The following is a 20824-nucleotide window of genomic DNA, read 5'->3' on the forward strand; positions in this document are numbered from 1 at the left end:
CATACTACCTACTAGCGGGTAGACTTACTAGCGAGTAGGTTGTGTGACGTGGACAGGTACCAGAAGTTCGCAACGTCGGGGCTGGGCCGCCAGCTCGTCCGCAGGCTCGGCCTGCCGAACCCCCACCCGCTGCGCCGCGACGCCGCTGTGGCCACATCGGTGCTGGTCGGTGGCGCTGCCAGGCTGCCCTTCCTGAAGCAGCTCGAAACAGGCGCCGCCCCGTACGGCGCGCTCGTCTTCGACGCGTCCGAGATCACCACCGTGGGCGAGCTGAAGCAGCTGCACGAGTTCTTCCACCCCACGATCGCGCAGCTCGGGCCGTGCGGGCGGGTGATCGTCATCGGACGGTCGCCGGACTCCGTGGCGCAGCGGGCGCTCGAGGGGTTCGTGCGCTCGGTCGGCAAGGAGCTGCGCCGCGGCGGCACCGCGAACCTGGTCTACGTGGCGGACGGTGCCGAGGACGGGGTCGAGTCGACGCTGCGGTTCTTCCTGTCCGGACGGTCCGCGTACGTGTCGGGGCAGGTCGTCCACGTCACCGGCGCGACGCCCGCGGGCACGCTGGAGGGCAAGGTCGCGCTGGTCACGGGCGCGTCGAGGGGCATCGGCGAGGCGATCGCGGCGACGCTGGCCCGCGACGGCGCGCACGTGGTGTGCCTGGACGTGCCCGCCGCCGGCGACGAGCTGTCGAAGGTCGCGAACGCCGTGGGCGGCTCGGCGTTGCAGCTCGACATCACCGGCGACCCCGCCCGATTGACGTCGTACCTGCTGGAACGGCACGGCGGCGTCGACGTCGTCGTGCACAACGCGGGCATCACGCGCGACAAGACGCTGGCGCGCATGGACTCCGCGAAGTGGGACGCGGTGCTGGAGGTCAACCTCGCCTGCCAGGAACGGGTCAACGACGCGTTGATCCACGGGGGCGTGCTGCGGGAGGGCGGCCGGATCGTCGGGGTGTCGTCGATCGCGGGCATCGCGGGCAACGTCGGCCAGACCAACTACGCCACGTCCAAGGCGGGCGTGATCGGGATGGTGCAGACGCTCGCGCCCGTTCTCGCCGCTCGCGGGGCCACGATCAACGCCGTGGCGCCCGGTTTCATCGAGACGAAGATGACCGCGGCGGTGCCGTTCGCGACCCGTGAAGTGGGGCGGCGGATGAACAGCCTGTCGCAGGGCGGGCTGCCGTCGGACGTCGCGGAGACCGTGGCGTGGTTCGCGTCGCCCGGATCCGGCGGCGTGAACGGCAACGTCGTGCGCGTGTGCGGCCAGATGCTACTGGGGGCCTGATGTTGCTGCGTGCCGCCCTCACGTCGTTCCGGCGCGGGGAAACGCTGGCCGCCCCACCGGTTTCGGCTGCGCTGGACGTGTCTCTGAAGCACCTGACGGCCTACAACTCGGTGTGCGGGTTCGGGTTGCGCGACGCGTTGCCGTTGACGTACCCGCACGTGCTGGGCTTTCCGTTGCAGATGAAGCTGATGTCGGGCGCCGGGTTCCCGTTTCCGCTGCCGGGGCTCGTGCACGTGGCGAACCGGATCACGCAGTCGCGGCCGTTGACGTTGGACGAGCCGCTGGAGATCACGGTGTCCGCACGCGACCTGCGACCCCATCCGCAGGGCACCCAGGTCGACGTCGTGACGTCGGTTTCCGGTGTGTGGGAAGGGGTTTCGACCTATCTGCGGCGGGGTTCGACCTCGTCCGGGTCGTCCGAGGAGCTCGAACGACCGGTCGGGTCCGCGGTGTGGCGGGTGCCCGCGGACATCGGGCGGCGCTACGGCGCGGCGTCCGGCGACCGCAACCCGATCCACCTGCACCCGTTGGGCGCCAGGGTGTTCGGCTTCCCCCGCGCCATCGCGCACGGCATGTGGACGAAGGCGCGTTGCCTGGCCGCGTTGGAAGGGCGCCTTCCCGAGGCCGTGACGGTCGCCGTCCGGTTCAAGAAACCGCTGTTCATCCCTGGTCGGGTCGAGTTCTCGGCTGCGGAGACTTCGAGCGGCTGGGAGTTCGCCGTGTGGGGCAAGGGGCCCCACCTGGTCGGTTCAACGTCGTGACGGCGGGTGCCAGACGTTGCCGTCGACGAGGTTCCCGAAGCCCATCCAGACGAGGTTCATGAGGCGGGCGGCGACGACGCCGGCGGGTTCCTCGGGGTGGTCGAGCCACCAGTCCGCGAGCGACTCGCCGGCCCCGACCAGCGCGGCGGCCAGCGACTCGGCCTCCAGCTTGGTCGCGGGCGCCTTGGTCGACTGGGTGAGCAGCGCCGCGACCAGCGACACCGCCCGGCTGCGCATGTCCGTGAGCTCGACCGCGAACGGACCGCCCTGCGCCGACGCCTGGCGGTGCAGCACCTGCCAACTGGCCCGGTTCTCCCCGACGAACCCGAAGAACGCGCGCAGGCCGCTCCACAGCTGCACGTCGGGTTCCTGGTCGGGCTCGACGCCCGTCGCGATGGCCTCCATCATGCGCGTGGCCTCGCGCCGGATGCACGTCGCGAACAGCTCTTCCTTCGACCCCAGGTAGGCGTAGAGCATCGGCTTGGAGATGCCCGCGACCTCGGAGATCTCGTCCATCGAGGCCGAGTGGAAGCCGAGCCGCGAGAACACGTCCACGGCGGCGTCCATGATCTGCCGCTCACGCACGGCGCGTGGCAAGCGCTTGGCTCGACCTTCTGTGCGCATCACTACCCCTCGGTTCGGAGCAGCAAGATTATCCGATCGGCTTGCCGCCCAATCTACTGGCCAGTAGTCTTACTCACGAGTAGGTACCAGGAGGTGTTCCGCATGACGCTCGACCTCACCACCGAGGCGATCGCGAAGCTCAGTCCTGCCGAGCTGATCAGCACGTTGCAGCAGATCTCCCCGGACGACCCGGCGCTGAAGGACGTGGACATCGACGTCATCGCCCGCGGCATCGACCCGAAGAAGCTCGGCCGCGACGACTTCGCGGCGTTGCTGAACGCCCTGGGCGCGCTGGCCGACGGCGGCGCCGACCTGGACCTGTCGAAGATGGACCCGTCCAACTTCGCCCGCATCATCTCGCGTGCCTCGAAGGACCAGATCGAGGCCGTCGTCGCGGATGCTTCTTTGCGCGTACGCGTGCTGGACGAGGTGTTCCGCCGCATGGAGGTCCATTTCCGCGCGGACCGGGCGGGCTCCACTCGCGCCGTCGTGCACTTCCACGTGCTGGAAGACGTCTACGAAGCGGTGATCGAGGACGCGACGTGCGCGATCAACAAGGGCGTGACGCGCGAAGCCCGTGCGATCGTGACCCTGACGCCCGCCGACTTCCTGAAGCTCGCGACCGGCAACGCCTCCGCCCCCGTGCTGTTCATGACGGGCAAGCTGAAGGTGAAGGGCGACCTGGGCTTCGCAGCCGGGTTCATGAGCCTGTTCAACATCCCGAAGGCCTGACGGAGAAGGGTTCTGCGCTGTGGGTGGCTTCTCGCTCGAACTGAACGAAGACCAGACCGACCTGCGCGACTGGGTGCACGGCTTCGCTCGCGACGTCATCAGGCCGGCGGCCTCGGAGTGGGACGAGCGCGAGGAGACGCCGTGGCCGGTCATCCAGGAGGCGGCGAAGATCGGCCTCTACGGCTTCGAGGCTCTCGCTACCTGGTTCGCCGACCCGATCGGGCTGTCGCTGCCGATCGCCACCGAGGAACTCTTCTGGGGTGACGCGGGCATCGCGCTGTCGTTGATGGGCACGGGTTTGGCCGTCGCGGGCATCTTCGCGGGCGGCGAGCCCGAACAGCTCGCGGAGTGGGTGCCGGAGTGCTTCGGCGACGAGTCGGACCCGAAGCTGGCTGCTTTTTGCGCTTCCGAACCGCAGGCCGGTTCGGATGTGGCCGGGTATCGGACCCGTGCTCGTTATGACTCGGCGACGGACGAGTGGGTGCTGAACGGGCAGAAGGCCTGGGCGACCAACGGCGGCATCGCGAACGTGCACGTCGTGACCGCTGTTGTTGATCCTGCGTTGGGGTCTCGTGGTCAGGCCGGGTTCATCGTTCCGCCTGGTACGCCTGGGTTGTCGTCGCCTGGGAAGATCAAGAAGCACGGGATGCGTGCTTCGCACACGGCTGATGTCTTCTTGGACGACGTTCGGGTGCCTGGACGGTGTGTGCTGGGTGGTCGGGAGCGTCTTGAGGCTCGGCTCGCTCGTGCACGAGAGGGGCTGAAGGCCGGCGGTCAGGCGGCCATGGCCACCTTCGAGACCACGCGTCCTACCGTTGGGGCGATGGCTGTTGGTGTTGCGCGGGCTGCTTACGACTACTCGTTGGAGTACGCGAAGGACCGCGGGGCCTTCGGGCGCAAGATCATCGAGAACCAGTCGATCGCCTTCGACCTGGCCAACATGCGGATGGAGATCGACGCCTCGCGGTTGCTGGTGTGGCGGGCGGCTTGGATGGGGCGCAACAACGTGCCGTTCACCGCTGGTGAGGGGTCGATGTCGAAGCTCAAGGCTTCCGAGGTGTCGGTGTGGGCGACTGAGCGGGCGATCCACATCCTGGGTGGGGCCGGGTACACCCGTGATCATCCTGTTGAGCGGATGCACCGGGACGCCAAGATCTTCACGATCTTCGAGGGGACTTCGGAGATTCAGCGGCTGGTGGTGTCGCGGATGATCTCCGGGATGCAGATCAAGTGACGCGGACGGGCGGCCTTCGGGCCGCCCTTCTCAGTCCTACACGCCTTCTCCGGCGTCACGCCGCAGTGGGCGACGTATCGGCTGGTCGAGCAGTTCCGCTTGCCCCATGCGGTACAGCGTCGCCGGGCGCCCGGCGCGCGCGTATTTGTGCTGGCCACCGGCCGGGACCACGAAATCGTTCTTCTTGTTCGTGACCGCGCGCAGGAAGTTAGCTGGGTCGAGCTCGACGCCCCAGATGGCCTCGAACACCTGACGCAGTTCCTTCATCGTGAACGTCTCGGCGCAGAACTTCGCGGCCAGCGTCGTGAAACTGATCATTTCGCCTGCCTGAGCCACAGCGTCAGCCAGGATCTCGGCGTGATCGAACGCGAGCGAAGCCGACGTCGTCGCGTCCACCGGAGCCCAGAGGGACGCGGCGGCGTCGTTGCCTGCAGCGGTTTCAGGCATGGGCAGCTCTGGAGCGACCGCAAGAAAGACCACCGAGACGACGCGTCCTCGTGGATCACGACCAAGTCTGGAATAGGTCCTCAGTTGCCGAAGCGGCAACGAGCATGGGTCAAGCCCCGTCTCCTCAGCCAGTTCTCGCTGCGCCGCATCCTCGGCGGACTCGTCCGGGCGGAGGAACCCACCGGGAAGCGCCTTCATGCCCTTGTACGGCTCGGTACCCCTGACCACCACCAGGACCTGCAGACGACCGTCACGGATGGTCAGGACGACGAGGTCGGCCGCCACCAGTACCGTGATCCGCTCTCGGCGGTCCTCCATCAAGACTCCCGCTTCTCGAGGTCCAGGCGATCTCTCAGCTCCACGGCATCGCACACGATGATGTCCTGAACTTCCAGCGGCAGGTCCACGGGAACTTCCGAGTAGAAAACCGGAACTCCCTTCTCGTGAACTCGACCCAACTCATAGCACGTTGTTCTGCCGATGTAGCCGTTCGGAGCGACAACGTAGACGGCGTCCGAAGACAGGATCTTCTTCAGCGTGGCCGCCTGGATCTCACCGTCTGAGACGTGCGGTGGATCCAGCTCGAACCGGACGAACAACTCTCCAGGGTTGGTGATGGAAGAAATCGGAGGCGTGGTCACCGTCAGCCCGCTCTCGACGAGCTCGACCACAGCGGCAACGACCTCGTCGTAATGTTGACGAAAGCTACCGATCACCGCGACCTCGGCCGTCACTTCTTACCCTTTTTCTTGTTCTTCCCGCGGTGCGAGCCAGACTTCCGCAGGCCGCGGACCAACTGTACCGCCAGCGCCGTCACCGCCGACATGAGCCCAACCGTCGCAATGGGGTCCAGTCCCGACTTGATCAGAAAGACCGCCATCCCGAAGAAGGCGATGACGATCCCGAAGGTCGCCACCTCTCTCCAGTCCACCTGAGGCCCGTTGGAAGATTCGCGACCGCCTGGCATGCCCACCACTCCGATCCGCGCTCGATCACTCCGTCGGAACATTGATACGCGGCGCGGCATGAAGTGGTCAATTTAGAGTTTGTTTGACAAAAAGTCCTCGAAATATAGTCGATTCGACAACAAAGACAGCTGCCGCAAGGCTCGTCGCCAGGCGCAATCTTCTCACCAGCACGTTCTATTATTGTCGATGCGACCAAAATAGCGCGGCCACATCTGGAATCAGCCCCGTTCGCAGTACCGAGAATTTCCCAGCGGACGCGCTCAGGGGGTGAAGTGTCCCCATGACGGCGAGCCAGCCCTATCCTCACTGACATAAGATCATGCCCGTGCGGCGAGCGCTCTGATCGGCGGGCTCATGGCCGTGTCATCCCTGCTGCCCGGCTCGCCGGAGCTGCCGATGTGGATGACGGCCGCCGCCTGCGCACCGACTGTCGCGACGTCCGTGCTGTTGCCGACGAAGCCCACGCAGGTTCCCTTGCGCTTCAACGGGATCAAGGGTCCGTTCAGGCCGTTGCGCGAGGTGTTTCCGGTGCGGCGCTGGCGTTGGCGGCGGTATAGGGCGGTTGGGTTCCTGCGTTGAGCACGCTGGCCGGTGGTGCCACGGCCGGCAACCTGACGTACGTGGATGGGCAGTACACGGGCACCCAGCGCAAGATCGTGCGGGTACTCCTGGCGGCCCAGGCGGACTAATCAGCAAGCGTTCTGTACTGCTTGCCGCTGGGGCTCGCCTTCAGAGGGGCAGTGTCAGGACTGCGCCGACTCGCTTGAGTTCGCGGCGGTGCACGGCCAGCTGGACCACGTCGTGCGGGCGGCGGAAGCGGAGCACCACGAAGCTCGGGTGGGGTGGGTCCTGGTCGACGATCTGTTCCACGCGGCCCTCGGCGTCGCTGAAGATGATGCGTTCGTCCCAGATGATTTTGGTGGGGCCGAAGAACAGTTCGCCCTCTTGCCATTCGCCGTCGATGAAGACGTCGCCGTCGCCGCGTGAGCGGTCTTCCTCGGTCTGGCCGAACGTCTCACCCAGGACGGCACCGAAGATCTCGAACAGTGCGGACATGACGAACCCCCTTCGTTGCCACGGAAACGAGCTGGGCGCCCAGCTGGTTCCCGCAGGACTCAAGGTGTTCAGCCGAAGGGCTGGCCGGCTTCGCGCAGCCAGGTGCGTTCGCGCGAGTGGTCGGGCGTGGCGGGCCAGCCGTTGACCTTCGCGATCAGCACCCAGTAGCGCTCGGCGCGCGGGTCGGCGAAGTCGGAGAGCTCGCGCAGCTTCGCCACGAGGGTCTCGTCGTTCGGCAGGCCCAGGGCCTCCGCCCAGTTGGCGTTGACGCGGGCCACGACGGCCCGTGCTTCGTCCGACTCCGGCGCGATGCCGGCGTCGAGGGCTTCGCGGGCCTGGGCGATGGCGAAGTTGAACGCCTCCATCTGCCCTTCGGCGGGCGGGCCCATGTCCGCGCCGTTGCGGCGCTGTTCCTCGTGCTGCTGCGACATGCGCTTCACGGCCGCGCGGAAGTCCGGGTCCTGCACGAGCTTCGCGAGCTCGACCCACGCCTCCAGCTGCTCGGTCGACGGGTCGTCCGGCAGCTCGATCCGCACGGATCGCATGTGCTGCTCGAACTGCGGATCGAGCTCGTACGGGCCGAACACCTCCTCGAAGAAGTCGTCGAGGATGCGCTGCCGCTCCTCGTCCGACATCCGGGCCAGTTCGTTCATCAGTTCCATCTCCCCTCCCTTGGCGACGGCGCGCAGCACGGCTCGCCTGAGCCGCAACGTCCTCATCTGCGCGTCGATCGCGTCCGCGTGTGCCCGCGCCACGTCCGTCACCGACACCTCGCGCGCCAGCACGCGGCCGGCCGTCGGCAGGTCCACGCCCAGGTCTCTGAGCGTGCGGACCAGCTTCAGCCTCGCCACCGCGTCGGCGTCGTAGGTGCGGTAGCCACCGGTGGTCCTGTCCGAGGGCGGGATGAGGCCCGAATCGGAGTAGAACCTGATGGTGCGGACGGTGAGTCCGGTCATCCTGGCCAGCTCACCGATCTGGTAGCGCGTCACGAGAACTACTGTGAACCCTCCAGTTGCTGGAGGGTCAACCTGAATAAGGCACGATCACCTGTGTGGGGTCGATCACCTGGCAGTACGCGGCGCTGGGGGCGCTCGCCGTGGTGTGGCTGTTGCTGCTCAACAGGCGCCTTGGTCTGCGGTTTCGCCGGCGGCACGGACGGGAGCGGCAGTCCCCGGTCTGGGCGTCGATCGTCGGCTGGCTGCTGATCGCAGCACTCGTGGCCGCGGCGGCGGGCGGCGGGCTGTTGTGGTTGCTGGGCTGGCCGACGATGCCGAAGCAGGCCGCGTTCAGCACGACCGAGATGCTGGACCTGTTGAAGATCGGGCTCGCAGTCGTTGCGGGGTTCGGTGGCGTGGTGGCGCTGGCGGTGAACTACCGCAAGCAGCGCGTCACTGAGGCGGCGCACGCGCACGCGCTCAACCAGGAGGAACGCGAGCGCACCAAGCTGTTCACCGAACGCTTCAAGGACGCCGCTGAGCTGTTGAGCGGTGAGCAGCCTGGTTTGCGCATCGCGGGAGTCGCGGCGATGGCTGGTCTGGCCGACGACTGGGAAGTACAACAGCAGATGTGCGTCGACGCGTTGATCGACCAGTTGAGGCTGCGCGAGGACGACAGCCAGACGACGAACAAGATCCTTCGCGCCCTGCGCGATCGGCTCGGCTCACACCGTGAAGCCGGGCCGTGGTCGGCGCTGAATTTCGACTTCACCGGCATTCGATTCGTGGACGCCGATTTCAGCGAGCGCACGTTCGCTGGTGCGGTCGTGTTCGACGGTGCCGAGTTCACCGGCGACAACACCTCGTTCGAACGCACCGCGTTCAAGGACACCAAGTTGAGCTGCCACGGTACGACCTTCACCCACACCACGGTGAACTTCCAGGACACGCACTTCGGCTACGGCGCGATCGAGTTCGTCGGGTGCTCTTTCGACCACGCGACCTTCGACATGCGCGGTATGCACGTGTTCGGTCGTGGGGTGGACTTCTACCGCTGCGACTTCACCAAGAGCAACTTCTCCGGGCAGGACCTGACCTTGTCCACGGTGTTTCGGGTGGAACTCTGCACACTCATCGACAGTGACATCGACGTACGCAGGTTCCTCTACCACAACCTCCGGGCTGTGCGGTTCACGAACAACACCGTCATATCGTCTTTGGAGGGCCCATGACGACGATCAGGAACGTCGCGATCGGGCCGAGGAGCAACGACAGCAGGAACCAGGCGAGGCCGCTGCGCCCCTTGGCCTGCGCCAGGCCCGCGTTGATCAGGGTCAGCGTGCCCCAGCCGGCGAAGTACTCGCCACTCGTCTCGATCATGGCGGCAGCGTTGCACGACGTCAGACGAGGTGCGGGCAAGAACGAGGGGTCCCCCGCCCGCTTCACGCGAACGAGGGACCCCTCGGCAGAACGTGACTCAGTAGGTGATCGCGATGCCCGGCTCGGCCAGGAGTGCGCCGACGTCGGCCAGGAACTGCGAGCCCTGCTGGCCGTCTACCACGCGGTGGTCGAAGGACAGCGCGAGCTGGCAGATCTTGCGGACCTTGATCTCGCCGTCCACCACCCACGGCATGTCGCGGATCGCGCCCAGGGCGAGGATCGCGGACTCGCCCGGGTTGAGGATCGGCGTGCCGGTGTCGACGCCGAAGACGCCGACGTTGGTGATCGTGATGGTGCCGTTCATCATGTCGGCCGGTGACGTCTTGCCGTCGCGGGCGACCGTGGCGAGCTCGTCCAGTGCTACCGCGAGTTCCTTGAGGGACATGCGGTCTGCGTCGCGGACCTTCGGGACCACCAGGCCGCGCGGCGTGGCTGCCGCGATGCCCAGGTGGACGTAGTCCTTGTAGACGATCTCGTTGGCGGCGCTGTCCCAGGTCGCGTTGACGTCCGGGGTGCGCTTGGCCGCGAGGATGACCGCCTTGGCGCAGAACGCCAGCGGGGTCAGCTTCACGCCGCGGAACTCCGGCGCGTTCTTGAGGCGCGCGCGCAGTTCCATCATCGGGGTGACGTCGACGGTCAGGAACTCGGTGACGTGCGGTGCGGTGAACGCGCTGTCCACCATCGCCTGCGCCGTTGCCTTGCGGACGCCCTTGATGGGGACTCGGCGTTCGCGGGTGCCGTTGTCCACAGAGGACACGGCGGCGGGAGCGGCCGGGGCGGAGACGGCGGTTTCGACGTCCTCGCGGGTGATCACGCCGCCGGGGCCTGAGCCCGCCAGGGCGTGCAGGTCGACGCCCAGGTCCTTGGCCAGCTTGCGGACCGGGGGCTTGGCCAGCGGGACGTAGCCGCCCGGCGCCTGCACCGGAGCTGCCACGACCACGGGGGTCGGAGCGGCGACGGGAGCGGGCGGGGCCACCACGGCAGCCGGAGCGGCGGGTGCAGCGGCGGGTGCGGCGTCCTTGCGGGCACGGCGCTTCGCGGCACCGGACTTCGGGCCGTAGCCGACGAGCGTCGCGATGCGCCCGCCCGGCATCTCCTCGCCGATCTTGCCGGACGAGGTGCCGTTCGCCTCTGCCGCAACAGGAGCGGCGACGGGGGCGGGTGCGGCCGCGCCGCCGGGGTCGGTGTCGATCGTGATGATCGGGACGCCCACCTCGACGGTCTGGCCGGGTTCGGCCAGCAGTTCCGTCACGACGCCTGCCCACGGGCACGGCAGTTCGACGGCGGCCTTGGCCGTCTCGATCTCGACGATGATCTGGTTGACCGTGACGGTGTCACCCGGCTTGACGTGCCAGGTGAGGATGTCGGCCTCGGTCAGCCCCTCTGCCGTGTCGGGCAAGGGGAATTGCTTGTACTGCGGCATTTCCGGTTGTCCCCTTACCAGGCGAGAGAGCGGTCGACGGCGTGCAGCACCCGGTCGAGGTCGGGGAGGAACTCCTCCTCGAGCTTCGACGGCGGGTACGGGGTGTCGAAACCGGTCACCCGCAGCACCGGTGCCTGCAAGGAGTAGAAGCACTCCTGCTGGACCTTCGCTGCAATCTCGCTGCTGATCGAGGACTCGGACGGCGCCTCGGACACGACGATCAGACGGCCGGTGCGGCGCACCGAGTCGTAGACCGGCGCGAGGTCCAGCGGCGACAACGTGCGCAGGTCGATCACCTCGAGCGAGGTGCCGTCCTCCGCTGCTGCCGCGGCGGCGTCCAGCGACGTGCGGACCATCGGGCCGTACGCCACCAACGTCGCGTCGGTGCCGGAACGCAGCACGCGCGACTCGAAGAGCTTGCCGGGCTGGGTCGTGGTGTCGACCTCGCCCTTCTCGTAGTAACGGCGCTTCGGCTCGAAGAAGAGAACCGGGTCGTCGCAGTCGATCGCCTGCTGGATCATCCAGTACGCGTCGGCCGGGTTCGAGCACGAGACGACCTTGAGGCCGGCGGTGTGCGCGAAGTACGACTCCGGGGACTCCGAGTGGTGCTCGACCGCACCGATGCCGCCACCGAACGGCACGCGGATCACGATGGGCAGCTTGATCTTGCCCTGCGTGCGGTAGTGCAGCTTCGCGACCTGCGACACGATCTGGTCGAAGCCGGGGAAGATGAAGCCGTCGAACTGGATCTCGCACACCGGGCGGTAGCCGCGGATCGCGAGGCCGACGGCGGTGCCGATGATGCCGGACTCCGCGAGCGGCGTGTCGAGCACGCGCTGCTCACCGAAGTCCTTCTGCAGGCCGTCGGTGATGCGGAAGACGCCACCGAGCTTGCCGATGTCCTCGCCCATCATGATGACCTTGGGGTCGGCTTCCATCGCCGCCCGCAGGCCCAGGTTCAGAGCCTTGGAGATCGTGAGCGTCTGCACCGGGGAAGCCGGGGCAGCGGCCGTGGAACGGTCCATGGTCGGAGCAGCCATCAGTGCTCACCTCCAGCAAAACCCGAGACGTAGTCGAGGAATTCGTCGCGCTGCGCGTCGAGGACGGGGCTGCCCTCGGCGTAGACGTTGCTGAAGATCCGTTCAGCGGGCGGGTCGGGCATGTTCGTGCAGAACTCCCGCAGCTCCTCGCCCAGCTTGTCGGCCTCGGCCTCGACGCCGTCGAAGAAGTCGTGGTCGGCCCACTGCTGGCGGACCAGGTAGACCTTCACGCGCTCGATCGGGTCCTTGAGCTTCCACATCTCCAGCTCGTCCGACAGCCGGTAGCGGCTCGGGTCGTCGGAGGTGGTGTGCGCGTCCATCCGGTAGGTGAACGCCTCGATGAGGATCGGGCCGTTGCCGTGGCGGCACTCGTCCAGCGCCCACTTGGTGACGGCGAGCGTCGCGAGGACGTCGTTGCCGTCGACGCGGATGCCGGGGAAGCCGTAGCCGCGGGCGCGCTGGTAGAGCGGCAGCCGCGACTGGCGTTCGGTGGGCTCGGAGATGGCCCACTGGTTGTTCTGGCAGAAGAAGACGAGCGGCGCGTCGTAGACCGCGGCCCACACGAAGCCCTCGTGCACGTCACCCTGGCTGGTCGCGCCGTCGCCGAAGAAGCACATGGTGGCTTCTCCCTCGTCGTCGCCGACCTTGCCGTCGAACTTCTGGCCCATCGCGTACCCGGCCGCGTTGAGGACCTGGTTGCCGATGACGATCGTGTAGGGGTGGAAGCGCTTCTCGACCGGGTCCCAGGTGCCCTGGTCCGTGCCGCGGAAGATGCCGAGCAGCTCCGTCGGGCTGATCCCGCGGGTCCACGCGATGCCGTGCTCGCGGTAGCTCGGGAACGCCATGTCCGTCTGACGCATCGCGCGGCCGGCGCCGATCTGGGCCGCCTCCTGGCCGAGCAGCGGCACCCAGATGCCGAGCTGGCCCTTGCGCTGCAACGCGTTGGCCTCGCGGTCGACGCGGCGGATCAGGACCATGTCGCGGTACAGACCGCGCAGCTCCTCCGCCGTGATGTCGATGTCGAAGTCGGGGTGCTGGACCCGTTCGCCCTCGGGGGTGAGGAGCTGGACCAGGTCGGCACCGCCCTCGTCGGTCGCTCGCAAGCCTGCGATCACCTGTTCCGCCGTCGGTTTCGCGGCAGTGGCGGCCGGCGCTGCATCCGGCTCAGGGTGCGTCCATTGCTCAGGGGACGACATGCGCCTTCTCCTCTGTCTACTCCGACCGCCTGATCGCTCGTGACGACCTCGTGCGGCGACGTCGGCGGTCGCCGCCAACCCTGTGGGGCCGGAGGCAGCCGTCGACGGTGACGGTGGCTTACGACCACATCCTGACACGGCCTCACCCGAGTTGGTGAGACCCGTCCCACTTCGTAACACACGAGTCAACGTTCTGATCAGCGACAACAGTCGGAAGTTCGACCTTTTGTCCTCCGACTAGGCCGTCCGATTAACGGACGACGTTGTCCCGGTTACCGATCGTTAACTCAGTTCGAGGTCTCAGGGAAGAGGCTACGGACGCGGGCGGAGGCGGAGTCGTGACAGGATCGAGAGGTGGACCGCTCAGTTGTGACCAGCACCGTCAGGACGCTCTGGGACGACGACATCGTCCCGAGCCTGTCTCAGCTCGTCGCCGTGCCGGCGATCTCTCCCGCGTTCGATCCCGCCTGGGAGGAACACGGAGAGTTGGCGGCCGCGATCGAGCACGTGCGCCTCTGGATCGAGTCACGTTCGATCCCCGGCGTGCAGCTCGACGTCGTCCAACTGGCGGGACGCACGCCGCTCCTGCTCGTCGACGTGCCCGCGTCCGGTAACTCGTCGGACGACACCGTGTTGCTCTACGGACACCTCGACAAGCAGCCGCCGGTGGGTGGCTGGGGTGAGGGGCTCGGTCCGTGGACCCCGGTGCTGCGTGACGGACGTCTCTACGGCCGTGGCGCGGCCGATGACGGTTACTCCGGTTATGCCGCAATTGCCGCGATCGAGGCCGTGCGGGCCGCAGGCGGTGCGCACTCCCGGTGCGTCGTGCTGCTGGAGACCGGCGAGGAGTCGGGCTCGCCCGACCTGCCCGCCTACCTGGAGCACCTGTCCGAACGCCTGGGTCGCGTGGCGCTCGTCGTGTGCCTCGACTCCGGCGGCTCGGACTACGACCGGATGTGGCTGACCACGTCGTTGCGCGGCCTGGTGCAGGTCACGGCCACCGTGCGGGTGCTGGAGGGTGGCATGCACTCCGGCATGGCGTCCGGGATCGTGCCGTCGTCGTTCCGGATCGCCCGGCAGCTGCTCGACCGCCTGGAGGACTCCGCCACCGGCGAGGTCCTGATGCCGGAGATGCACGTCGAGATCCCCGCCGGACGGCAGGCCGAGGTCCGCGAGGCCGTCGAGGCCGCGCCGGGTGCGTTGTGGGGCTCGGTGCCGCGGGTCGGTGACCTGCGGCCGATGTCCGACGACGAGGTCGAGCTCGCGCTGAACTCCGGGTGGCGGCCGACCCTGTCCGTGACCGGCGCCGAGGGGCTGCCGCTGCCGGACGACGCGGGCAACGTGCTGCGGCCGTTCACGACTCTCGTGCTGTCCTTCCGCCTGCCGCCGACCGCGAACGCCGCGGTGGCGCTGGAGGCGGTCAAGCAGAAGCTCACGTCCGACGTGCCGTACGGCGCGACCGTCGAGTTGTCGCGGGTCGAGTTCGCGGACGGCTGGAACGCGCCCGAGCTGGCGCCCTGGCTGTCGGCGACGCTGGACGACGCCGGCAAGGAGGTGTTCGGGTCGCCGTGGCGGACCGTCTCGCTGGGCGGCTCGATCCCGTTCATGGGGCTGCTGCACGAGGCCTACCCGGACGCGCAGTTCCTGGTGACGGGCGCGGTCGGGCCGGACTCCAACTGCCACGTGCCGGACGAGTGGCTGCACCTCGCGCACGCGGCCAGGGTCACCGAGGCGGTCGCTCTGGTGCTGGACGCGCAGTCCAGGCAGAGCTGAACTCCTCCAGCAACGCCAGTCCTGTCGCCGGGTTGCTCCCCGCGTAGCGGCGCGCTCTCGCGAGTGCGTCGATCTGCGCGGGGACGACCTCGGTCAGGTCGTTCGTGAAGTGGTCGCGGACGACGGCGAGGAACGCGATCCGCGCGGCCGCCCGGTCCCCGAGGTCGCCGATCGCGGTGTGCTCCCTGGCGTAGGCGGTCTGCACGCGGTCGCGCAGTTCGTGCAGGTCCGGGCCGGGATCGACGAGCACGCGCAGCAGTTTCGTCACGCCGTCGCGGTCGTCCAACGCCGTCAGCGCGTCGCCCGTCGTCTTGCACACGCGGCCCAGTTCGTCGGCGACGAGCCTCTCGGTCACGGCCGCCAGTGACGTGCCGCGCGGCTGCCGGACGATCGCGCGGGCCGACCGGGTGAGCTGCCGGGCGAGGCCCCCGGAGAACGCGTAGGCGAGCGCCACGAACACCTCCGGCAGCCCCTCCACGGACCTGCTGATCAGGCCGCGCGCGAGCTCGAAGTCCAGGTAGTCGACCCGGACGACCTCGTCGAACGAGCTGTCGAAGACGCTGCGCAACCCCATTCCCGCCAGCTCGAAGTCGTGCTGGGCCTCGGTGGACACGGACATCAGGTAGTAGCAGCCGGGCACGTCGAACACGGCCTTGATCTCGTTGAGGAACCGGCGGGCGGGCTCGCCGGCGCCGATGCGGTCGATCTCGTCGACGGCGATCACCACGCGCACGGGGTTCAGCGTGCGGGCGACGTCGCGGACGAAGGTGCGGAAGTCGTCGACCACCTCGGGATACGTCCGCGGGCGGCCCGCCAGGCTGGTGGCGCGCTTGTAGGCCAGCTCCGCACCCCGGAACCCGAACTTGCCGCTCGCCTCCCCGGTGAGGGTCTGGACGTACGCGATGTCGCGGAGGCCGCGCTGCGCCGCCCTGGCCAGCTGCAGCTGTGCGTTGTGCCGGCGACGCCAGACGACCTTGGGAGCGGACTCGCGGAGGTGGGCGAGCACCGCGTGGCAGGCCTGCGCGTAGAGGTGCAGCACGAACTCGCGCGGGACGTAGTCGACCGGCGCCGCGACCAGCACGCTCAGGTCGGCGGCCTGGCCCTGCCGGCGGTAGGCGCCCCGGCAGAAAGCCCTGAGCAGGTTGGTCTTGCCGGAACCGCGCGGTCCGGCGAGCGCGAAGCTGCCGCCGTCGAGCGTGTCGACCAGTTCGGCCAGCTCCCGGCCCGCGGGCACCGGTTGGTGGCTGACCAGCGACCCGCCGCGGTGCAGGTTCCGCGCGTCACCGAACGCCAGCGCGGCGCCGGGCACGATCCGGGTACCTCCCAGCTCGGCGCGCAGGGCCGGCAGCACGCCGTCGTTCAGCATCGCCGACCGCCACTCCCTGAGCGCCTGGTCCGCTGCGGCGAACCGGCCGGCGATCATCGCCGGTTGCAGGAAGGCGTTGAGGACCTCGGTCAGCAGGCCCACGCCCCAGACGAGCCCGATGCCGAGCGGCAGGGTGGCGAACACCCAGGGCCAGGGCCACACGAACGCCGCGGCGAGGTTCACGCCGAGGATGGCGAGGGTGACGCAGCCCAGCCCCAGGACTCCCCAGAACCAGGCGATCGTCCTGCCGATCACGGTCAGGTACGACACCCCGAGCACCAGCGCGGCGATTCCGGCGGCGATCGCGGTGTTGCGGACGACGGGCAGCGCGGGGTTTCCGTTGACCCCGTACTTGAACAGCAGCGCCGCGAGCGCGCACTCGGTCACCGGAATCACGACGAGCAGCAGGCAGCGCCACAGGAACGGACGCTTCGCCGCGACCCGCGCGAGAGCCAGCGCACGCGCGGTGCCGACCCTGAGCTCCGCGTAGCGGTCGTGGTGAGCCCGCGCCGAAGCGACGATCCACGGCTTGGCGTCGCGCAGCACGGCCCGCAACCGCTCGGGACGGTCGGCCCCCAGCGCCGTCTCCACTGCCTCGTCGAAGACCTCGTCCTCGGTCACCCGTGCATCGTGCACTCGTTCGGGAACGGCCGACATGCGCCGTTCAGGTCACACCTGGCCTCCATTCCACCCGCCTTTTAGTGAGGAAACACTCAGACAAGACGTGGGCCCGACCGGGCGTCCTCGCTGGTGTCCCACACTGGGGCGATGGGCGAACAAGCGGAACGGGCGCGTCTCGCGGAGTCGGATGCACCGACTTCGCCGTGGCGGCTGTGGGGGCCGTACCTGTCGGGTCGCCAGTGGGGCACGGTCCGGGAGGACTACTCGCCCGAAGGGGACGCCTGGGCCTCGTTCCCGTTCGACCACGCCCGTTCCCGTGCTTACCGCTGGGGCGAGGACGGCATCGCCGGCATCTGCGACGTGCACGGGTTCATGAACTTCTCGCTCGCCCTGTGGAACGGCAGGGACCCGATCCTCAAGGAGCGGTACTTCGGCCTCGCCAACGAGGAGGGCAACCACGGCGAGGACGTCAAGGAGCACTGGTGGATCACCGACGGGACGCCCACGCACTCGTGGATGCAGATGGTCTACCGGTATCCGCAACGGGAGTTCCCGTACGGGCAGCTGCGGGAGATGGCGCGCAACGCCGGGCGGGAGAACCGCGAGCCCGAGCTGAGCGACACCGGCGTGCTGGAGGAGAACCGGTTCTTCGACGTGCAGATCACGTACGCGAAGGCCGAGACGGACGACATCTGCGTCGAGATCAGCGCCACGAACCACGGGCCTGAGGACGCGCCGCTGCACCTGTTGCCGCAGTTGTGGTTCCGCAACACGTGGGCCTGGGGACGCGACCAGCGGCCGTGCCAGCTCGTGGCGAGCACCACGGCCGGCCGGAAGGTGACGGCGGACCACGGCAACCTGGGCCGGTACACGCTGCACCTCGACGACCGCCCGTCGATGTTGATGACGGACAACGAGAGCAACGAGATGGCGTTGTTCGGCGCGGAGCGGAACCCGTCGCCGTGGACGAAGGACGGCATCTGCGACTACGTGGTGCGCGGGAGCACCTCCACGTGCCAGGTCGTGGGGCCGGACGACGCCGGGGTGGCGGGCACGAAGTTCGCGGCCTGGTACTCGTTCGACCCGGTGGAGCCGGGCGAGACGGTGACGATCCGGCTGCGGCTCATCGGCGGGGACGGGCACCTGGACCCGTTCGGGCCGAGCTTCGAGGAGACGATGCGGCAGCGGAAGCTCGAAGCCGACGAGTTCCACGACGCGATCGCGCCGCAGGTCGGCCTGGAGGAGAAGCACGTGCTCCGGCGCGCGCTGGCCGGGTTGATGTGGACCAAGCAGCACTACCGGTTCCGGACGCGGGACTGGCTCGACGGCGACCCGACGAAGCCCGAGGCGCCCAGCTCACGACGCACGCCCGAGGCGCGCAACGTGCACTGGCGGCACCTCGACGTGGCCGACGTGATCTCCATGCCGGACGAGTGGGAGTACCCCTGGTTCGCGGCCTGGGACCTGGCGTTCCACACGATCCCGTTCACGCTCGTGGACCCGGCGTTCGCGAAGGAGCAGCTGCTGCTGTTCTGCCGTGAGTGGATGATGCACCCGAACGGCCAGATTCCCGCCTACGAGTGGGAGTTCGGGGACGTCAACCCGCCGGTGCACGCGTGGGCCGCGTTGCAGGTGTACCGGGCGGACGGGAGCCGCGACCGCGGGTTCCTGGCCAAGGTCTTCCACAAGCTGCTGCTCAACTTCTCGTGGTGGGTCAACCGCAAGGACGCCGACGGCAGCTACCTGTTCGAGGGCGGGTTCCTCGGCATGGACAACATCGGGCCGGTCAACCGGTCTGAGCCGATGCTCGGCGAGTGGCGGCTGGAGCAGTCGGACGCCACGTCGTGGATGGCCGCGTACAGCCTGCACCTGATGCAGATCGCGCTGGAGCTGGCGCGCGACGACGAGTCCTATGAGGACGTTGCCACGAAGTTCGTCGAGCACTTCCTGTCGATCGCGGAGGCGTTCACGCACTTCGGTTCGCACGGCGGCGGGATCTGGCACGACGAGGACGGCTTCTGCTACGACCGGGTCTCCAAGCGCCACCACGACGGGTCGGTCGAGTCCGAACCGGTGCGCGTGCGCTCGATGGTCGGGCTGATCCCGTTGCTGGCTTCGGCTGTTCTCGAACCGTGGGTGCTGGAGGAGCTGCACGGGTTCACGAGCCGGTTGGAGCACCTGCTCAAGCGCCGGCCCGAGCTGCGGCAGTTCATCACGTTCCACTACGAGCGCGGCGCGTTCGTGTCGCTGCTGGACGACGGCAAGCTCAAGCGCGTGCTGCACCGGATGCTGGACGAGCAGGAGTTCCTGTCACCGCACGGGATCCGCTCGCTCAGCGCCGCCCACCGCGAGGGGCTTGAGGTCAAGGTCGCCGGCCAGGACCACCGCATGGGGTACGAGCCGGGCGAGTCGCACACGCCTATGTTCGGCGGCAACTCGAACTGGCGCGGGCCGATCTGGCTGCCGACCAACGCGTTGCTGGTCGAGTCGCTGCGCACGGTCTGCGCGTTCCACGACGGCATGTTCCAGGTCGAGATGCCGACGCACTCCGGACGCTGGGTGACCGCGGGCCAGGTCGCGGACGAGCTCTCCGATCGGCTCGTCGGCCTCTTCCTCCCCGACCACGACGGGCGCAGGCCGTCGGACGGCAAGCGCGTGGAGGCCTCCGAATCACCCCTTTGGCGCAAGCACGTCACCTTCAGCGAGTACTTCGACGGTGATACGGGCGAGGGTCTCGGGGCGACCCACCAGACCGGCTGGACCGCTCTGGTGGCGGGTCTGATGGCCGACAGAACACGCTGACCAGCACTGTCGTGATCAAATCCTGATCAAGAAAGTACTAGCTGGTAGTAATCATTCGTGTGCAATACGTGCAGAAGTTGTGTGATCTGAGCCAAATCGCGCAAGATTCTGCGGCCAAAAACCCTCATTGACACAAAATCATTGCAAGGGAGTGGCCTGTAACACGCACGTGCTGTCCAGGGCGTCACCCGAGTGGCAGGATCCCGTTCACTCGTCCGCGACAGTTACGAGGAGTGACGCAGTGGCTCGTCGAACCAGGCAGTTGATGGCCATGATCCCGGCCTTGGGACTGGCCGTGATGGCAGCTTCAGGCTGCGCGACTCCCGTGAACCAGCCCGCTGGAGACTCGGGCGTCACGCTGGTGCAGGCAGGCAAGCTCGTCACCTGCACCCACCTGTCCTACAAGCCGTTCCAGTTCAGCGAGGGCGACAAGACGGTCGGCTTCGACGTCGACCTGGTCGACCTGGTCGCCAAGGAACTGAACGTCACCCAGCAGATCTTCGACACGCCGTTCGAGACGATCACGTCCGGCACGTCGTTCAACGCGAACCAGTGCGACCTGGCCGCGGCGGGCATGACGATCACCGAAGAGCGCAAGCAGGCGATCGACTTCTCCGACCCGTACTTCGACGCCTCGCAGGCGCTGCTGGTCAAGAAGGGGTCGAACCTCAAGACCCTGGCCGACCTCAAGGGCAAGAAGCTCGGCGTCCAGCAGGACACCACGGGTGAGAAGTACGGCAACGACAACGCGGCCGCCAACGGCTACACCGTCGTGCAGTTCGAGGACCTCCCGCTGTCGGAGACGGCCGTGCGCACCGGCGCCGTCGACGCCGTGATCAACGACAACGGCGTGCTCTACGACTACGCCAAGGAGTTCCCGGACACCGAGGTCACCACCGAGTTCGACACCGGTGAGCAGTACGGCATCGGCATCAAGAAGGGCAACACCGCCCTGGCCGCCAAGGTCAACGAGGTGTTGAAGAAGGCCAAGGAAGACGGCCGCTACGACACCATCTACGAGAAGTGGTTCGGCAAGAAGCCGACGTCGAAGTAGTCGCGTCTCCGGGGCCGGTGCGAGCTCGAACGCGCCGGCCCCGCCGCTTGTCCGAACCACCTCCGGTA

At 68.0% G+C, this 20824-nt stretch carries 20 protein-coding genes; 8 read left to right on the forward strand and 12 right to left on the reverse strand.

Annotated features, from left to right (window positions below):
- Positions 1–48: 48 nt before the first annotated feature.
- Together ACFWNN_RS18935 and ACFWNN_RS18940 are read left to right on the forward strand one after the other, a co-directional pair.
- Positions 49–1284 carry a 3-oxoacyl-ACP reductase gene (locus ACFWNN_RS18935; RefSeq protein WP_382441212.1) on the forward strand — a complete coding sequence of 412 codons (1236 nt, stop codon included), beginning with the start codon at positions 49–51 and terminating at the stop codon, positions 1282–1284.
- Complete coding sequence (locus tag ACFWNN_RS18940) at positions 1284–2045, forward strand: MaoC family dehydratase (RefSeq protein ID WP_382441213.1); 762 nt, start codon at positions 1284–1286, stop codon at positions 2043–2045. Before ACFWNN_RS18935 ends, ACFWNN_RS18940 begins: the two co-directional genes overlap by 1 nt.
- On the opposite strand, the gene ACFWNN_RS18945 is transcribed toward ACFWNN_RS18940, so the two are convergent.
- Positions 2034–2669 (reverse strand): TetR/AcrR family transcriptional regulator, encoded by a 636-nt coding sequence (locus ACFWNN_RS18945; protein ID WP_382441214.1) that lies wholly within the window; start codon positions 2667–2669, stop codon positions 2034–2036. The two genes, ACFWNN_RS18940 and ACFWNN_RS18945, sit on opposite strands and share 12 nt — an antisense overlap.
- Before the next feature lie 102 nt (positions 2670–2771).
- Here ACFWNN_RS18945 and ACFWNN_RS18950 point away from each other — a divergent pair, with 102 nt between their 5' ends.
- Positions 2772–3401 (forward strand): SCP2 sterol-binding domain-containing protein, encoded by a 630-nt coding sequence (locus ACFWNN_RS18950; RefSeq protein ID WP_382441215.1) that lies wholly within the window; start codon positions 2772–2774, stop codon positions 3399–3401.
- 19 nt (positions 3402–3420) lie between these two features.
- The gene (locus ACFWNN_RS18955; RefSeq protein WP_382441216.1) at positions 3421–4635 is read left to right on the forward strand and encodes an acyl-CoA dehydrogenase family protein; all 1215 of its coding nucleotides are present in this window, start codon (positions 3421–3423) and stop codon (positions 4633–4635) included.
- 36 nt (positions 4636–4671) lie between these two features.
- Here the strand turns inward: ACFWNN_RS18955 and ACFWNN_RS18960 are convergent, their stop codons facing one another.
- The 6 genes from ACFWNN_RS18960 to ACFWNN_RS18985 form a co-directional block, all read right to left on the reverse strand.
- Complete coding sequence (locus ACFWNN_RS18960; protein WP_382441217.1) at positions 4672–5400, reverse strand: NUDIX domain-containing protein; 729 nt, start codon at positions 5398–5400, stop codon at positions 4672–4674.
- Positions 5400–5816 carry a hypothetical protein gene (locus ACFWNN_RS18965; RefSeq protein WP_382441218.1) on the reverse strand — a complete coding sequence of 139 codons (417 nt, stop codon included), beginning with the start codon at positions 5814–5816 and terminating at the stop codon, positions 5400–5402. Before ACFWNN_RS18965 ends, ACFWNN_RS18960 begins: the two co-directional genes overlap by 1 nt.
- Positions 5813–6013, reverse strand: coding sequence for a hypothetical protein (locus ACFWNN_RS18970; protein WP_382441219.1), 201 nt, complete (start codon positions 6011–6013; stop codon positions 5813–5815). The genes ACFWNN_RS18965 and ACFWNN_RS18970 overlap by 4 nt, the downstream gene beginning before the upstream one ends.
- A 354-nt stretch (positions 6014–6367) precedes the next feature.
- Positions 6368–6535 carry a hypothetical protein gene (locus ACFWNN_RS18975; protein WP_382441220.1) on the reverse strand — a complete coding sequence of 56 codons (168 nt, stop codon included), beginning with the start codon at positions 6533–6535 and terminating at the stop codon, positions 6368–6370.
- 244 nt (positions 6536–6779) lie between these two features.
- On the reverse strand, positions 6780–7106 hold the full coding sequence (locus ACFWNN_RS18980) for a hypothetical protein (RefSeq protein ID WP_382441221.1): 327 nt from the start codon (positions 7104–7106) through the stop codon (positions 6780–6782).
- 68 nt (positions 7107–7174) lie between these two features.
- Complete coding sequence (locus tag ACFWNN_RS18985; RefSeq protein ID WP_382441222.1) at positions 7175–8095, reverse strand: MerR family transcriptional regulator; 921 nt, start codon at positions 8093–8095, stop codon at positions 7175–7177.
- Between the two features lie 62 nt (positions 8096–8157).
- Here ACFWNN_RS18985 and ACFWNN_RS18990 point away from each other — a divergent pair, with 62 nt between their 5' ends.
- The gene (locus tag ACFWNN_RS18990) at positions 8158–9273 is read left to right on the forward strand and encodes a pentapeptide repeat-containing protein (protein ID WP_382441223.1); all 1116 of its coding nucleotides are present in this window, start codon (positions 8158–8160) and stop codon (positions 9271–9273) included.
- Here ACFWNN_RS18990 and ACFWNN_RS18995 read toward each other — a convergent pair.
- From ACFWNN_RS18995 to pdhA, 4 genes are all read right to left on the reverse strand, one after another.
- Positions 9248–9421, reverse strand: coding sequence for a hypothetical protein (locus ACFWNN_RS18995; protein ID WP_382441224.1), 174 nt, complete (start codon positions 9419–9421; stop codon positions 9248–9250). The genes ACFWNN_RS18990 and ACFWNN_RS18995 overlap by 26 nt on opposite strands.
- A gap of 97 nt (positions 9422–9518) precedes the next feature.
- Positions 9519–10904: a dihydrolipoamide acetyltransferase family protein gene (locus ACFWNN_RS19000; protein WP_382441225.1), complete on the reverse strand. Its 1386-nt coding sequence runs from the start codon at positions 10902–10904 to the stop codon at positions 9519–9521.
- 14 nt (positions 10905–10918) lie between these two features.
- Positions 10919–11944, reverse strand: a complete 1026-nt coding sequence (locus tag ACFWNN_RS19005; protein WP_382441226.1) for an alpha-ketoacid dehydrogenase subunit beta — start codon at positions 11942–11944, stop codon at positions 10919–10921.
- Positions 11944–13140 (reverse strand): pyruvate dehydrogenase (acetyl-transferring) E1 component subunit alpha, encoded by a 1197-nt coding sequence (gene pdhA / locus ACFWNN_RS19010; RefSeq protein ID WP_382441227.1) that lies wholly within the window; start codon positions 13138–13140, stop codon positions 11944–11946. Before pdhA ends, ACFWNN_RS19005 begins: the two co-directional genes overlap by 1 nt.
- 354 nt (positions 13141–13494) lie before the next feature.
- Here pdhA and ACFWNN_RS19015 point away from each other — a divergent pair, with 354 nt between their 5' ends.
- Positions 13495–14913: a M20/M25/M40 family metallo-hydrolase gene (locus ACFWNN_RS19015; RefSeq protein WP_382441228.1), complete on the forward strand. Its 1419-nt coding sequence runs from the start codon at positions 13495–13497 to the stop codon at positions 14911–14913.
- Here ACFWNN_RS19015 and ACFWNN_RS19020 read toward each other — a convergent pair.
- On the reverse strand, positions 14864–16900 hold the full coding sequence (locus ACFWNN_RS19020; RefSeq protein WP_382441229.1) for a hypothetical protein: 2037 nt from the start codon (positions 16898–16900) through the stop codon (positions 14864–14866). The genes ACFWNN_RS19015 and ACFWNN_RS19020 overlap by 50 nt on opposite strands.
- A gap of 147 nt (positions 16901–17047) precedes the next feature.
- Between ACFWNN_RS19020 and ACFWNN_RS19025 the strand changes: the two genes are divergently transcribed.
- On the forward strand, positions 17048–19702 hold the full coding sequence (locus tag ACFWNN_RS19025; RefSeq protein ID WP_382441230.1) for a glucosidase: 2655 nt from the start codon (positions 17048–17050) through the stop codon (positions 19700–19702).
- Between the two features lie 241 nt (positions 19703–19943).
- Complete coding sequence (locus ACFWNN_RS19030) at positions 19944–20756, forward strand: basic amino acid ABC transporter substrate-binding protein (protein ID WP_382441231.1); 813 nt, start codon at positions 19944–19946, stop codon at positions 20754–20756.
- Positions 20757–20824 lie beyond the last annotated feature (68 nt).

Origin of the sequence: Lentzea sp. NPDC058450, from assembly GCF_042721395.1 — a bacterium.
In the GTDB taxonomy this organism is placed as follows: Bacteria; Actinomycetota; Actinomycetes; order Mycobacteriales; family Pseudonocardiaceae; genus Lentzea.

Excerpts from the sequence above, each read along its gene's own strand:
- ACFWNN_RS18995 (WP_382441224.1), bottom strand. The coding sequence starts at position 9,421 with ATGATCGAGACGAGTGGCGAGTACTTCGCCGGCTGGGGCACGCTGACC.
- pdhA (WP_382441227.1), bottom strand. The coding sequence starts at position 13,140 with ATGTCGTCCCCTGAGCAATGGACGCACCCTGAGCCGGATGCAGCGCCG.
- ACFWNN_RS19000 (WP_382441225.1), bottom strand. The coding sequence starts at position 10,904 with ATGCCGCAGTACAAGCAATTCCCCTTGCCCGACACGGCAGAGGGGCTG.
- ACFWNN_RS19025 (WP_382441230.1), top strand. The coding sequence starts at position 17,048 with ATGGGCGAACAAGCGGAACGGGCGCGTCTCGCGGAGTCGGATGCACCG.
- ACFWNN_RS18980 (WP_382441221.1), bottom strand. The coding sequence starts at position 7,106 with ATGTCCGCACTGTTCGAGATCTTCGGTGCCGTCCTGGGTGAGACGTTC.
- ACFWNN_RS18960 (WP_382441217.1), bottom strand. The coding sequence starts at position 5,400 with ATGGAGGACCGCCGAGAGCGGATCACGGTACTGGTGGCGGCCGACCTC.
- ACFWNN_RS18940 (WP_382441213.1), top strand. The coding sequence starts at position 1,284 with ATGTTGCTGCGTGCCGCCCTCACGTCGTTCCGGCGCGGGGAAACGCTG.
- ACFWNN_RS18950 (WP_382441215.1), top strand. The coding sequence starts at position 2,772 with ATGACGCTCGACCTCACCACCGAGGCGATCGCGAAGCTCAGTCCTGCC.
- ACFWNN_RS18945 (WP_382441214.1), bottom strand. The coding sequence starts at position 2,669 with ATGCGCACAGAAGGTCGAGCCAAGCGCTTGCCACGCGCCGTGCGTGAG.
- ACFWNN_RS19005 (WP_382441226.1), bottom strand. The coding sequence starts at position 11,944 with ATGGCTGCTCCGACCATGGACCGTTCCACGGCCGCTGCCCCGGCTTCC.